This window comes from Microcoleus sp. Pol11C3 (genome assembly GCF_036701485.1).
Lineage (GTDB): Bacteria > Cyanobacteriota > Cyanobacteriia > Cyanobacteriales > Microcoleaceae > Microcoleus.
Genome location: NZ_JAUBQW010000014.1, coordinates 21,875 through 35,621, shown reverse-complemented (window position 1 = coordinate 35,621; position 13,747 = coordinate 21,875). Strand labels below are relative to the sequence as shown.

Here is a 13,747-nt window from a genome sequence, read left to right as displayed (position 1 = left end):
AAATAAGGGTGACGGGCGCAAATAGTCGATCGCTCGGAATGATACCGCAGCAGAAGATAAAGAAACCGGGTTTTTTGACCCAGATTCAAGGTTTCAAGCAAATATTGTGGTTAAAAAACCCGGTTTCTAGTTATCCGCGCGTTTAGGAAATAATTTGACAAATTATTCGGTTTGTGCAGTGCCGTTGGTCGATCGTAACTTCGGCTTTCCCGACTTTCCACGGAGGCCATCCAAAGAAACCACATCAGCCTCTGAACTCTCTCTAGCCACCCGAATCAGCAAACCCGACAACAACAAACTCGCCAACATCGAGGAGCCCCCGTAACTAAAAAACGGCAGCGGCAAACCCGTAGTCGGCAAAACCCCCGTCGCCACCCCAATATTCAGCAGCGACTGTCCCACCATCACCACCATCACCCCAATCGCCACCAACTGACTCTCAATATTCCGGGCCCGCGTCGCCACCCTCAAAGCGACGGTAGCGTAAGTTGCCAACATCAGCAACAGTGAGAAACATCCCACCAAACCAAACTCCTCAGCAAACACAGCAAAAATAAAATCGCTGTACTGAATCGGCAGATAAAATAACTTTTGCTGCGACATCCCCAAACCCACACCCCAAATGCCCCCAGAACCGACAGCCAGAAGACTTTGAATCAATTGATAGCCGTCTTGCATCGGATCAGCCCAAGGATTGAGAAAAGACATAATCCGGCGGCGCTGATATTCCCTAAAACTAATACTTAAAACCGCCAAAAGCATTCCCCCCATAGCCGTTGCGCCCAACTGCAAGTAAGGCAAGCCCGCCGCCAAAGCCACCAACCACAAAGTCATCCCGCACAAAGCCGTGGTACTCAAATTCGGCTGTAACAAAATTCCCAACAGCATTGCACCGAAAATTCCCAGCCAAGTTAAGCGAACTTTATTCGTCAACCGGGACCAGTTGCCGAAAATACGGGCGCTTTGGAGAACCAAAAACGGCTTGATCAACTCAGAAGGTTGAATAATCGGCACCGGGCCCAGAGATATCCAGCGAGTCGCCCCGTTGACGGTGGTTCCCACTCCCGGAATTAAGGTCAACCAGAGCAATCCCAGCAGCAACAGGACTCCTAACTGAGCTGTTTTCAGCAGGTAGCGTAGGGGGGAGTACACCATCAAGTTAAAACCTGCCAGCCCGATCGCCACTGCGATTAGCTGTCGTTTAAAATAATAAAGGCCGTCTCCAAATTCTGAATTTGCAATGGGATAGGAAGCCGAAAACAATGCTGTCAGCCCGACAAACAGCCACAGAAAAGTCAGCCACCTCAGCCAGCGGGCCTCAGCGGCCCATTGAGACGCGCTAGGGTCAAAAAATGGAATGAAGCGTCGAATGTCATTAGCCATAGGATTTTAGAATGATCTCAATAAACTCTAACAAAGATGGCTAAAGTACCAGATTGGTTAATTTACGCATTAATCTGCTCGCTATTATATGGTTTGTGGGGATTTTTTGGCAATTTAGCGACTAAATATATTGACTACAAAACTGCTTTTCTTTATGAAGCAATTGGCGCTATTTTAACTACTTTATTTATTATTATCCAAACTAATAATTTTAGTTTTGAGGGAGATGTTAGGGGAATTTTGTTTGCCATGTTAGTTGGCGTTTGTGGCACTGTGGCATCATTAGTATTTTTTATAGCCCTTGGCAAAGGTGAAGTTGCCAATGTAGTGAGTGTTACGTCTATCTACCCGCTGATTACTATATTATTATCGTCTTTATTCTTGAAAGAGGCTATTACATTACCACAAATGCTTGCTGTTTTGTTAGCGATAATCGCAGTTATACTTTCTGCTTATTGAAATATTTGTCAATGGTTAAATTAACAACCCTGGACATTCTTCCTTTAAAATAACAACAAAAAAGAGGTCATCGCGACCTCTTACCCCTCTACTAATCCAGCTTCGGCTCTTAAAGTAGACCGGTATTAGCACCGGGCTTACCCGTAGCCAGTTGCACTTTAATAATTCTGCCGCCCATTTTCATAATTCTTTGCTGTTCCCGAAACCAGTTGTCGTAAGGAACGAGCTTAGTAAAATAGGTATTTTGCAATTCGCGCTGAGTGCGGATGCGAGTTTGACTGGGGACGCAAGCAGTCACCTTAAACATTCTCATGGGAAACTAACTCCTGAGTAGGTTTACAGATTATTAGATGGATTTTTTAAAGATTGAAGGCAGGGAGTTAGGAGTCAAAACTAGCTCGTTAAAACTCGTCGGGCTTTCTCGACAAGCCTTTGACGGTCTAGCAATCACTCTCAACTTCCCTGACCTCTTTTCAAAGCCAAAGGTAACAAGTCCAAAGTTAAAAGTTAAAAGAGGCAAGAAATAAATGTTATTTCTTCTTCTTCCTTCCTTCTTCCTTCTTCCTTCTTCCTGAGTCTTAGCTCAAGCCAGAGCAGATGTAGTCGAAATAGACGCCCATTTCTTTACCAGCGTCAGAACCGACCAAACCGGCGGTGACTTCTTTCATTGCTTGGATTGCTTGTACGGTAGAACCGATGGGCACGCCCAAGGAGTTGTAGGTTTCTTTCAAACCGTTGAGCACGCGCTCATCGAGGATGGAAGGGTCGCCAGCTAGCATAGCGTAGGTGGCATAGCGGAGGTAGTAGTCCAAGTCGCGGATGCAAGCTGCATAACGACGAGTGGTGTACATATTGCCGCCGGGACGAGTTACGTCAGAGTACAACAGAGACTTAGCAACTGCTTCTTTGACGATTGTGGCTGCATTGGCGCTGATGGCTGTAGCGGCGCGGACGCGCAGTTCGCCAGAAGCAAAGTAGTTCTTGAGCTTGTCTAGAGCGCTGATGTCGAGGTACTTACCTTGAACGTCAGAGGAATTGATAACGGCGGTAATTGCGTCTTGCATGGTTGTCTTGTTTCCTAGAAAGTGGCTGAGTCAGTCCAATTTTGGAGCTAGAATTTGGGATTTGGGATTGGGGATTTGAGATTTTTAAATAGTTGGTTATCTGCAAAAGCTGTTAGCTTGTTGCCGGCAACCCCCAATTTTTCAATCTAAAATCGAAAACCTAAAATCGAAATTCCTTACTGCATCGCACCGATAACGTAGTCGAAGTAAGAGGAAGCTTCGGAAGCGTCTTCTCCAGACAGCAGCGAACTTGCTGCATTTTTCATAGCGCGAACGCCTTCGGCGACGGCTTCAATCGGGGTGCCCAGAGATTTGTACATTTCGCGGACGCCGACAATACCGATTTCTTCGATCGGAGTAATGTCGCCAGCTACGATTCCGTAGGTGATCAAACGCAGGTAGTAATCCATGTCGCGCAAGCAAGTTGCTGTCATTTCTTCGCCGTAAGCGTTGCCGCCGGGAGAAACAATATCAGGGCGCTTTTGGAAAAGTTGGTCGCCGGCTTGCTTGACGATGCGTTCGCGGGATTCGCTCAAAATTTGGGCGATGCGGACGCGGCGTTCACCAGAGGTGACGAAGCTTTTGATCCGATCTAATTCACCTGGGCTCAAGTAGCGAGCTTCGGCGTCTGCGTTGACGATTGATTTGGTGACGATACTCATCTTGTGTGTACCCGCTGGATATTTTGCTATACGAACTGCTTTGCGCTGAGCTAGCGAAGGCGGGCGCTTGCGTCCCGTATCTTTCCTGCTCAGGCAGGAGCTTTGACGGGGAAGGCTAGACTTTCCACACTCAGCAACTGTTGAAGTTGTTGGTGGGTGACTGCCTTCGATGCTTAACGGCGCTGGTTCTTCACGCCGGTGCGGTTGTGAGTGCTCGCACTAAGCCTGTCGCTTACAATACCATAAATGACTGATGCGATCTTTAATTTATGATCAAGATTGCAGCAGGCCACTTAGTGGCGATCGAGTGACTGTCCGGCAGTTAGTAAGGATATTGCTTCTCTGACACAACTACCTCTCGCAAGTATTTTGAGGCATTATGTTCACATTCTGAGTGTTACTGTAATAGTTTGTAACATTCCTTTTCATATTGGGGCCCTCGCTAGGGTGTTATGCGTTAAAATTTCACGGGTTAAAAATTCGCTATAATTCTGTCGCATCAAGGGTTAGAGGCGATAAAGCATTGAGGGGGATTTGTGGCGGGCGAGGGCGCAACGCTCAAAGACTTTTCCCTGAGAGGGAAGGGAGACAGGCGGGAGGGGGAGGCAGAGGGGAAGATGTGCGATCGTCTCACATTTTGCAGCATTCTCAATAAGTCTTGGACGGGCGGGATCTCTTGCCCAAGGCGTGTCAACTTAAGGTAAATCCGATAGTCCGTCAGGGGTTGAAACCCCTGCCTCAAAGCGAAAGTCCTCTAAAAGAGGACTAATGAATGATTCAGTCTTCTTTTAGAGGACTTTCGCTATTAGACTGGGAATTCATTCCCTGGCGGACTGCCGGGTGAGCGGGAGGACTGGCGGACTAAAAGCTTAAGTTGACACGCCTTAGCTCATGCCCAACCCCTACTCCCCACAAGAAAACTCAACTCTTTGCGTTTGTCGAACAGGCCAGAAAGCCTGTTCTTGATAATGGTGCCAGATATCAGATATCGGAAATCATGACTTTCGAGCTTGTAGCTAGATTTGACTCTCACTTTTAATCTGGTGCGCCGTGAAAAGAAATCTATCAGCCCTTAAAAAAGCTTTGCAGTTTGGGATTAGCGGTGCTGTCGGCGGTTTCGTCGGCAATCTAATCACCGAACCTTTCATGCAGCGACTCACTGGTTCGGCATCTTTTCCTGACAGTGTATTTTCCACAGCTCGCTGGTTTGGGTTAGTAGGCGGTGGCATTGCTACTGCTATCATGTTCGGCTATTATTACTATATCAAAGGCAAGCCTCAAATTAAACAGGCTTTAAAAAATGGCGGATTGTTTGGTTTAATAGCAGGAGCCATTTCTGGGGCGATTGCCGAAGGTATTTATAGCGGGATTGGCGACGGAAACAACGAATTATTGCGAGTAATTTGCTGGGGAATAGCTGGCAGTTTGTTAGGACTTGGACTTGCACAGCGGATTCCTAATTTGGGAGCGCTTCGCGGCACGGGAGGCGGCGGTGTTGGAGGAGTTTTGGGCGGCTGTTTGTTTATTCTGTTTGCTTACAATTTATCCGGTACTGCGGGCCGTTTAGCTGGCTGTGCTGCGATCGGTTTTTGGATTGGAATTATGCTAGTTGTAGCCGAAACTTTGTTCAACAAAGCTTGGCTGGTAATTAGTTACGATAGCGGAGCAAATCGGACTCTCACTCTGGGATCGGAACCAGTGACTTTTGGCAGTGATGAAAATTTGTCTATTATCTGCATTCCTAATGTTTCGCCCTTAGCGATGCGGTTTCAATTGGAAGCAGGTCAAATTGTTTGCGAGAATCTTGATAGCGGGGCGGTGAGTTATTTGCGATCGGGCGACCAAAAGAAAATCGGCAACTGTACAATTACAGTAGGAAACTCTGACTTGCCAGCCCCAACACCGATAAATATTCCGCCTACCTTTATATCAGATCAGCCCGCAGTAAATTCTTTTACCAGCAGCCAATTTTCTCTGAAATTAGGCAGTCGAGTTATTCCTCTGAGTGCGGGAACTCAACTATTCACCTCTGACATACCGAGTTTAACAGCCGCAGCATCTAACGGTCTTGTAGCTATAGTCACTTCTCGATCGAGAAACGAGCTTTCATTAGGATTAACCAATTTGTGCGATCGCGCTTGGTGGGCTACCGACATTCAAGGTGATATAAAAATGGTAGAACCTGAAAGTACCCTAACTTTGGCGTTGGGAACTAAAATCGAATTCGGTGAAATTGACGGCGAGATTGTGTAAGTAAGCGAGTACAAACTGAGATATTGCACCATTGTCAATAAGTCTTTCATGGGCGGGCAGGATGCCCACCCCACAAGAAAATGTACTCTTTGTGGAACGGGCATCTGGCCCGTTCTTAACGGGTTCTCCGGCCCACCCACAATAAAATTTACTCTTTGTGGAACAGGCATCTTGCCTGTTCTTAACAATAATTCAAGCAGAACTGCTGCTAACTCCATTAATTACCGCCGCACCAATCAAATGAGCCAAACGCAAAGCTTCAGGAACTTTCCCAGTGTCTGTCAAACGCTGGAGAACCAGCGCAATTACTTCAGGTTTTTCGCCACAAACTTGAAAAAAGAAAGGTTCAAAAGCGTGAATTTTACCAGCGCGGCGCAACAACTCTAAACGATATTCCGAGTCGGGTAAATGGCGGAGGGCTTTTTCAACAGCATCTAAATCGGGTTGGCGGCGCATGACAGCAACGCAAGGAATTTGCAGCCGCGATGCTAACTCGGGAAGGTCAATAATATTGAATCCGCCGAAAGCAATTCCGTCAAGCAAAACCAGATGTAATTGCGACAGAAACTTGCCTCCGAGGAGCAGCCCAGAAATAGCATCCGTGGCATCTAATCCGTCTGGGAGGACTTGTCCCCACACCATTCCTTCAAATCGAGTTCCCCCGCAGACTATGCCCGCGATCGACACCAGACTGCCGCTTGTCCGAGAAAACGGAGCGTCGTCAAAGCCAATAACCTTAATTGTGCGATCGAGCCTGAGCAAATCTGCCAGTTTCAACTTGTGGAGTTCCCTAAACAAAAGTTTGTGAGATTAGCTTGTGTTTTACATAGTATTATATACGTTAAATAGCTCATTACTAAAAAGGTTTTAGACACTTGGCAAAAAAATATATAGCAGCGATCGACCAAGGAACCACCAGCACCAGATTTATCCTATTCGATCGCCAGGGACAGATAATTTGCAGCAACCAACAAGAACACCAGCAAATCTATCCGCAACCAGGATGGGTTGAACACAATCCCGATGAAATTTGGCAGCGCACCCAAAGCGTGATTAAAAATGCCCTCGAAATCGGCAATATCGACCCCACAGATATTGCTGCACTCGGTATTACCAACCAGCGCGAAACTACAATTGTTTGGAACAGAAAAACTGGCAAACCTTACGGCAATGCGATTGTTTGGCAAGATACTCGCACTTACCAAATTTGTAATAACTTAGCTGAAGTTGGGGGCAAAAATCGATTTCAAAAACGATGCGGTTTGCCGCTGGCAACTTATTTCAGCGGGCCGAAAATTAAGTGGATGCTGGACAATATCGCAGGATTGCGGGAAGCTGCAAATCAAGGGGATGCGATTTTTGGCAATGTCGATACTTTTCTGATTTGGCATCTGACTGGCGGCGCGCACATTACCGATGTTACCAACGCCAGTCGCACAATGCTGATGGATTTGCAAACCCTCGATTGGGATGCGGAAACTTTGGAAATAATGGCAATTCCCCGCCAGATGCTGCCAGAAATTCGCCCTTCGAGTCAAGTTTTTGGCACTGCAAAAGGATTGTTAGATGGTGTTCCAATTGCTGCTGCTTTGGGCGATCAGCAGGCGGCTCTGGTGGGGCAGACTTGTTTCAGTGTTGGGGAGGCGAAAAATACTTACGGTACGGGCTGTTTTATGCTGCTGAATACTGGTGAGACGATCGTCCCTTCAAAGCAAGGATTGCTAACAACAGTCGCCTACAAGATGGGAGAATCGCCCGCTGTGTATGCTTTGGAAGGCAGTATTGCGATCGCCGGAGCATTAGTGCAGTGGCTGCGGGACAATTTGGGCATCATCAACACATCTGCGGAAGTAGAAACATTAGCAAATACAGTTGAAGATAGCGGCGGAGTTTACATCGTGCCGGCCTTTTCTGGACTCTACGCGCCCTATTGGCAAGACAGCGCCCGGGGAGTAATTGCAGGTTTAACTCGCTACGTGACTAAGGCACACATTGCCCGCGCAGTATTGGAAGCGACAGCGTGGCAAACGCGGGAAATATTGGATGCGATGAATCAGGATTCTGCTGTGCAGCTTTTGTCTTTAAAAGTAGACGGTGGTATGGTGGGAAATCACACGCTGATGCAGTTTCAGAGCGATGTTTTGGGAGTGCCTGTGGTGCGGCCTGTGGTAGCAGAAACTACTGCACTCGGTGCTGCTTATGCAGCCGGTTTGGCGGTGGGTTTTTGGAGTCAGCTAGCAGAATTGCGGGACAATTGGGCGGTGGATTGTACTTGGGAGCCGAAAATGCCGATCGCACTTCGCGAGCAAAAATATCGCTTTTGGAAAAAAGCAGTTTCCCGCACCTTCGATTGGGAAGAATGAATCGCTGAGTTAACCCCAAAAACCGTATTTAGTGATATCATTAAATCCAGCACTATTTTTCAACTTGCAAATAGATGATTTCCCTAAATAACTTAAAAAAAATTCTCACCGCCTTTCTATTAATACTGACACTGGCATTTGTAGAAATCGCTGCTAATCCCCAAATGGCGATCGCAGATACAGCGACAAATCCCGCAACCGCAGCCGAAGTCTTCAGCACCAACTGTGCCGGCTGTCACATCAACGGCGGCAACATTATCAGGCGCGGCAAAAACTTGAAACAAAAAGCCTTAAAAAAATACGGCATGGATTCCATCGCCAACATTTCCAACTTAGTAACCAACGGCAAAGGTATTATGCCAGCTTACAAAGATCGTTTGTCGGAACAACAAATTATCGATGTTTCAGCTTACGTGCTATCCCAAGCCGAAACCGATTGGAAATAAACCAGACTATGTAGATTGTCAGAGCAGGTTTCGCGCTTAACTTCAGGAAAACAACCAAGCCGAGGTATAATGTAGGCAGGTTTCGCGCTTAACTTGGTCATAGATGAATAATCTTTATACAAAACCTGCCTGCTTTTTCTCTTCTATTGTTCATCCCTTAATAATCTCAATACAAACCTGTCTTTTTTATTTTGTTTTTGCTAAAAACTTTAAATTATCCGAGGTGTTGCAAGGTGAAAAAATATTATTGTTGGCGTAGAACTTTAACTGTCATTAGCTTGTGCTTGTATATAATCTTAGCGGTTAGCCCGCCTGCTTTCGCCTCGATTCACAAATATCCAGAAACTGCCGAGACAGTAATGTTCCGATCCGTACAAAGCCTGCGTGATACAGATGACAAAGCATGGCAAGTTGTTTTGTACAAGCGAGTCAAGTCGGGAGTAGTAAAGTCTTTAAATCTGAGATTAGTAGGATTTCCCGGAACAGAATTGCAGCATCCTTTTCCGCTGAAAGTTGCGGCGGGCAAGCGCGAAATAGGCAAGGCAAATGATATTTGGAACGAGTCGGGTTTGCCAATGAATGTCGGAGAATACGATTTCAAATCAATAATTACACAAGTGGAAAGTAATCGACCTTTGCTGTTGAATTTGCCCGTGAAAAATCAAAATGAGACACAAGTGCTGGTTCCTCCTTTTGCTGTCAGAGAATGGCGGCTGTTGTTAGAGAGAAACTAAATATACCAATTTAATCGCACTCTACATTTAAAATCCCAACACTTTCCCATGTCACAAATTGTTATGTTTAAATTATGCCTTAAGGTAGATTTAACGTATTTGAAGAATAATGTGGTCTGGCAAAAACTAAATAGCTCAAATTAATCGCACTGTACATTTAAAATCGCTCCAGTTTCAGGGATGTATCAAAAATTACTTTATTTACATAGACCTTAAGGTAGATTTAACCTATTTTAAGGATAATTATGAAACAAACTAAAAGCTGAGTTAGTCGGTTGACAAAACTTCAGTGTTTTCACGTTACGTGTATTCAGGGTGAATCTACTATGACTTTAATCAGTAAAATTGTCCGAAAAGCTTTGACAACAGGTTACTTAACGGTTGAGGCAGAAGAACAGTTGCGACAGCAGTTGCAGATGACTAAGTACGGTTTAGAAGATTTTGAGGCTTTTATTAATTTGCAAAAAGAGGTGATGGAAGGTCGGGTGAAACAGCAAGCTTTGGAATTGTTACGATCGCGCAAATGTTCTGCCACTGCTTAAATCGAGTTCGATCGACCTTTTGGACAAAATAAGGTCGATCGGTCTTTCGGGCGCGGACTCTCGGGCCCACCCCACAAGAAAATTCTGTCTTTGTGGAACAGGCCGGAAAGCCTGTTCATAAAAATGATACGCCAAGCCTGGAAAAATGTTTTTACTGTATTCCTAGCTGTCGCCTTAACGCTTCTGGAAAATTAACGGCTGTATCCAAACCTCGAACATTCTCCCACTTTGTATTCTCATTCCATTTGACATCGCCAAAAGTGCGATGGCTGAGGTCTGGGTCGCTGAGGTGTGCGCTGCTGAGGTCTGCGCCACTGAGGTCTGCGCCACTGAGGTCTGTGCCGCTGAGGTTTGCGCGGCTGAGGTCTGCGCTGCTGAGGTTTGCACCGCTGAGGTCTGCGTCGCTGAGGTCTGCGCGGCTGAGGTGTGCGTTGCTGAGGTTTGCACCGCTGAGCTCTGCGTCGCTGAGGTTTGCGCGGCTGAGGTCTGCGCCGCTGAGGTTTGCGTCGCTGAGGTGTGCGCTGCTGAGGTGTGCGCTGCTGAGGTGTGCGCCGCTGAGGTCTGCGTCCCAGAGGTATGCGTCGCTGAGTTCTGCGCCGTTGAGGTTTGCGCCGTTGAGTTTTGCGCCACCGAGGTCTGCGCCACAGAGTTCTACGCCGCCAAGGTTTGCGCCACTGAGGTTTGCGCCACTGAGGAATGTCCCAACTGTTTGGAGAAAGTCAAAATACCCAACACAACGGCTATAACCGATGAGACGCAACAACCGAATTGCATCGTCAAGTTCACCTTCAGCATTAGGTTTCCCACAAGGATAAAACACCATTTTATCTTTAAATTCAGGTGTCTCTTGACCGTAACGGTGCAACTCCAACAGCAAAATCATCACATTCAAACCAGCATAAACATCTATTTGTCGCTGTCCCAACTCTTGGGTTTTCAATTGATCTCGCAGTAGGCGCATCTTCTTCTGAGGCAAATTTTCCGGCGGCGCATCAATAAATTCCCCCTCGCACCACCGCAGATAAAAATTTTCCAAACGCTCGAATAGCTCTACAGGCCGAAACAGATTTTCCTCGCCAGGAGCAGCCGGAGTTGTTAACAACCCCATCAAATATTCCACAATTTCTTCCGTCAGCGCCCCATAACCCAACAAATCATAAATTTCCCAATCCATCTGAGAGTCTTGAGTATTAAATTTAATACGTTTCTTTCCCGGTTCCGTCCAGTCTTCCAGACTTTGTTTCAATCGTTCCGCACACAGAAATTCACCAAAACTCTTGTGTACAAATTCCACAGAACCTTCTTTACTGCCTTGCTGAAGATAAAAAACCGCCAAAGCATTTCTCAGAGGATTATCGCCAATCGGTATTTGTGCTTTTTCAAGTAAGGCTTTAACCGAGTTGTCTTCTCTCAATCGTTTCTCAACCATCGCTACAGGAGCGCATTCCCCTCCCGACTGCACCACGCACAATCCTGCTTCTGTAAGGATGCGCCGCAAATCTTCTGTCTCCAGTTCGGTCAAATTGCGATTGAGCAATTTAGACCGCTGTTCAGTGAGTACCCAATTCACAGCTTGGTTGTAAATCAAAATTTTTGCTTGAGTGCTGTTAGTTCCTTGAAAATCCTCAACTTTCAAGATTTTGTCCCGGTGCATTGCCGCTAACAGATAAAGCAAGAGCGGTTCTCGCGAGAGTTCTGATTTTACATTATGTGGACAGCATTTATCTTGCAAAAAATTCTGAAAAGCTGAGGTTTTTTCGGCCCCTAGTTGGGCTTCCCACTTGCTCAACCACTGTTGCTGTAGTCCGTCATCCATTATCTGAATTTCGACTCGATCTAAGTTATCTGGCATTTGCCTTTCAATCCCTTGCAAAGCTAAAGTTCTGCCAGTAATCAAAACCCGGTGTCCCATTTCCGAATTCTGATCGCAGTCTCGCTGAAATTGTCCTACTTGCTTGAGAAATTGCTCTAAACCGCCGCTGCTTCTCCCCTCCATCAGCAACTCGTCAAAGCCATCCAAGAAAAACAAATATCGCGTGTTTCTATCTGTCAACCAGCCGTCATCGCTAGCAAAACTAGCATTAACTGCTTCTTTGAGTGTTTCTCGAAAACTCTTTTGCAATATGGGAATATCTCGCAGTCGAATTAACACGGGAGTCCAAACTGGATGCAAATGTTGTCGCACCCAGTCAGCAAACATCCGACAAAAAACGCTCTTGCCGCGTCCGGGTCCAGCTTCGACAAACATTACTTTATTTTCTTTTTTGCCATACTCAAGCAATTTTTTTGCCCAAGTCGCTAAATCGAAAGGTTCTGTATTTTTAACACGATTGGCCTTTTTATCAATTGGCTTTGCTTTCAGAGGCACGTAGATATCTTTGAATGAAAAATTTTCTTTAAATACCGGTTCTAGCGGTAGAGAGGTAATCTGTTCTTGCAGGTATTTGTCAATGCTGTGATATTTCTCCTGTTCTTCCCGCCATTCGCTGATAGAAGGCTGTCCAAGATTTTTGATGGCATCGCCGGAAACTGCCCAAGCTTCGATTAAATAGCGGTGAGTATTAGCAGCAACTCTCTTTGTCAAAATTTGAGCTTCATCGGCATTTAGCCCCGCTTGTAGCAGCCGCTGTGACAGCACTAGGTTAAATTCCTCGGCTAATATCGAATCGCGGAAGCAAATAACAGTGTCTTTGGCTGCTTTATCGCTAAATTCTAAATCTGCCAGTTTTTTAAGTAACTGCTTGACTTTATCGGAAACCGGAGTTTGCCCGATGCGATTTAACAAACTTGCGTCTTGTCCAATAAAATCCTTAAAACTTTCCAGATAAGCCGCCTGACTGACGAGGAAAATGCACTCAGCTAAAGTCGGCTGCTGTTGAGTTTTTTCGATAAAAAACGCCAGCAGTTTCGCCGCCATCCCGACAAATGGCAATCCAGTTCCCACAACTTGAGCTAAGGGAGAGTTCAAAACCTCTAGCAGCAAGTTGCTATTCTCCAGCCCTTGTTCTTTGAACATTTTTGCCACTTCGGTGGCTGTTTTCCCAGCTTCTCCGATTCCCTCCGCTGCGTCGGCGGAAAACAGTTCTTTGATATCAGTAGTGAAGAATTTCTTGATGCGATTTGCCATTTGTTACCTGCCCTGTTGCAGAAGAGAGAATCTGAGAAAATCTACATTTAACTCTGTAAGCATTCCGTAGTTCGTCGCGACAAATCCGTTCTCAAACTAACAATTAGCAAAGATTAAGTCTCTTTTACCTTGACAAAACTACAACAATCCGCAATAATAGTAGATTGTCTGTCTAAATCCGGCTCGGATCAGGTTAAGACATTCCAAAAGCTGGAGAGCAGTCACCAGTCAAAAGTCCACAACGACCAATGACCAATGACTCATCAGCTACCTGTACGGCAATCTCAACAACCATCCCATGACTTACGCAATCATTGAAACCGGCGGCAAACAATTTCGGGTAGAACCAGGCCGCTTCTACGACATCGAACTGCTTCACGTTGAAGCTGAATCCAAAGTCACCATAGACAAAGTATTTCTGATCCAGCACGAAGGCGAGGTTCATATCGGCCAGCCTCTACTAGAAAATGCCACAGTAGAAGGAACGGTTCTCCGGCATTTCCGGGGCCGCAAAGTCCTCGTCTACAAGATGAAGCCGAAAAAGAAAACTCGGAAGAAAAAAGGGCACCGTCAAGAAACAACTCGCTTTATGATTGACTCGATTAGCGTCAACGGTACAGTCTTAGCCGCCAGAGACTTAACTGCAGCAGTTGTTGAAACTCCCCAAACCGCCGAAACTGATTCAGAATAAAACATAGTAAATACAGTTGAGGA

The 13,747-nt window shown here is 46.0% G+C and carries 13 protein-coding genes; 7 read left to right on the top strand and 6 right to left on the bottom strand.

Features of this window, described 5'->3' with window-relative positions:
* Positions 1–162: 162 nt before the first annotated feature.
* On the bottom strand, positions 163–1,383 hold the full coding sequence (locus QUA40_RS05985; RefSeq protein WP_333122752.1) for an FtsW/RodA/SpoVE family cell cycle protein: 1,221 nt from the start codon (positions 1,381–1,383) through the stop codon (positions 163–165).
* 36 nt (positions 1,384–1,419) lie between these two features.
* Between QUA40_RS05985 and QUA40_RS05980 the strand changes: the two genes are divergently transcribed.
* Positions 1,420–1,842 carry an EamA family transporter gene (locus QUA40_RS05980; RefSeq protein ID WP_333122750.1) on the top strand — a complete coding sequence of 141 codons (423 nt, stop codon included), beginning with the start codon at positions 1,420–1,422 and terminating at the stop codon, positions 1,840–1,842.
* A gap of 109 nt (positions 1,843–1,951) precedes the next feature.
* Here QUA40_RS05980 and QUA40_RS05975 read toward each other — a convergent pair whose 3' ends face one another.
* The 3 genes from QUA40_RS05975 to apcA form a co-directional block, all read right to left on the bottom strand.
* Entirely contained in the window at positions 1,952–2,155 is a 204-nt protein-coding gene (locus tag QUA40_RS05975) for a phycobilisome linker polypeptide (protein ID WP_006634929.1), read from the bottom strand.
* Positions 2,156–2,420: 265 nt separating this feature from the next.
* Positions 2,421–2,906, bottom strand: coding sequence for an allophycocyanin subunit beta (apcB, locus tag QUA40_RS05970; protein WP_006634930.1), 486 nt, complete (start codon positions 2,904–2,906; stop codon positions 2,421–2,423).
* A gap of 176 nt (positions 2,907–3,082) precedes the next feature.
* Positions 3,083–3,568, bottom strand: a complete 486-nt coding sequence (gene apcA, locus QUA40_RS05965; RefSeq protein ID WP_333036136.1) for an allophycocyanin subunit alpha — start codon at positions 3,566–3,568, stop codon at positions 3,083–3,085.
* 1,050 nt (positions 3,569–4,618) lie between these two features.
* Here apcA and QUA40_RS05960 point away from each other — a divergent pair.
* A complete protein-coding gene (locus tag QUA40_RS05960) occupies positions 4,619–5,821 on the top strand; it encodes an FHA domain-containing protein (protein ID WP_333122747.1) in 1,203 nt (400 codons plus the stop codon).
* 192 nt (positions 5,822–6,013) lie between these two features.
* Here QUA40_RS05960 and QUA40_RS05955 read toward each other — a convergent pair whose 3' ends face one another.
* Positions 6,014–6,598, bottom strand: coding sequence for an endonuclease dU (locus tag QUA40_RS05955; RefSeq protein ID WP_333122745.1), 585 nt, complete (start codon positions 6,596–6,598; stop codon positions 6,014–6,016).
* A 98-nt stretch (positions 6,599–6,696) separates the two neighbouring features.
* Here QUA40_RS05955 and glpK point away from each other — a divergent pair, with 98 nt between their 5' ends.
* From glpK to QUA40_RS05935, 4 genes are all read left to right on the top strand, one after another.
* A complete protein-coding gene (gene glpK / locus QUA40_RS05950) occupies positions 6,697–8,184 on the top strand; it encodes a glycerol kinase GlpK (protein ID WP_333122742.1) in 1,488 nt (495 codons plus the stop codon).
* A 74-nt stretch (positions 8,185–8,258) separates the two neighbouring features.
* Positions 8,259–8,630 carry a c-type cytochrome gene (locus tag QUA40_RS05945; RefSeq protein WP_333122740.1) on the top strand — a complete coding sequence of 124 codons (372 nt, stop codon included), beginning with the start codon at positions 8,259–8,261 and terminating at the stop codon, positions 8,628–8,630.
* 233 nt (positions 8,631–8,863) lie between these two features.
* Positions 8,864–9,364 (top strand): DUF3122 domain-containing protein, encoded by a 501-nt coding sequence (locus QUA40_RS05940; RefSeq protein ID WP_333122738.1) that lies wholly within the window; start codon positions 8,864–8,866, stop codon positions 9,362–9,364.
* 326 nt (positions 9,365–9,690) lie between these two features.
* Positions 9,691–9,906, top strand: coding sequence for a hypothetical protein (locus QUA40_RS05935; RefSeq protein WP_333122735.1), 216 nt, complete (start codon positions 9,691–9,693; stop codon positions 9,904–9,906).
* 151 nt (positions 9,907–10,057) lie between these two features.
* On the opposite strand, the gene QUA40_RS05930 is transcribed toward QUA40_RS05935, so the two are convergent.
* Positions 10,058–13,033, bottom strand: a complete 2,976-nt coding sequence (locus QUA40_RS05930; RefSeq protein WP_333122733.1) for a pentapeptide repeat-containing protein — start codon at positions 13,031–13,033, stop codon at positions 10,058–10,060.
* Between the two features lie 298 nt (positions 13,034–13,331).
* Between QUA40_RS05930 and rplU the strand changes: the two genes are divergently transcribed.
* Positions 13,332–13,724, top strand: a complete 393-nt coding sequence (gene rplU / locus QUA40_RS05925; RefSeq protein WP_172190164.1) for a 50S ribosomal protein L21 — start codon at positions 13,332–13,334, stop codon at positions 13,722–13,724.
* Positions 13,725–13,747: the final 23 nt, after the last annotated feature.

Bases quoted from the DNA above. Each gene is read 5' to 3' on its own strand.
- QUA40_RS05945 (WP_333122740.1), top strand. From the start codon at position 8,259: ATGATTTCCCTAAATAACTTAAAAAAAATTCTCACCGCCTTTCTATTA.
- apcA (WP_333036136.1), bottom strand. From the start codon at position 3,568: ATGAGTATCGTCACCAAATCAATCGTCAACGCAGACGCCGAAGCTCGC.
- QUA40_RS05930 (WP_333122733.1), bottom strand. From the start codon at position 13,033: ATGGCAAATCGCATCAAGAAATTCTTCACTACTGATATCAAAGAACTG.
- QUA40_RS05985 (WP_333122752.1), bottom strand. From the start codon at position 1,383: ATGGCTAATGACATTCGACGCTTCATTCCATTTTTTGACCCTAGCGCG.
- QUA40_RS05975 (WP_006634929.1), bottom strand. From the start codon at position 2,155: ATGAGAATGTTTAAGGTGACTGCTTGCGTCCCCAGTCAAACTCGCATC.
- rplU (WP_172190164.1), top strand. From the start codon at position 13,332: ATGACTTACGCAATCATTGAAACCGGCGGCAAACAATTTCGGGTAGAA.
- QUA40_RS05935 (WP_333122735.1), top strand. From the start codon at position 9,691: ATGACTTTAATCAGTAAAATTGTCCGAAAAGCTTTGACAACAGGTTAC.
- QUA40_RS05980 (WP_333122750.1), top strand. From the start codon at position 1,420: ATGGCTAAAGTACCAGATTGGTTAATTTACGCATTAATCTGCTCGCTA.
- apcB (WP_006634930.1), bottom strand. From the start codon at position 2,906: ATGCAAGACGCAATTACCGCCGTTATCAATTCCTCTGACGTTCAAGGT.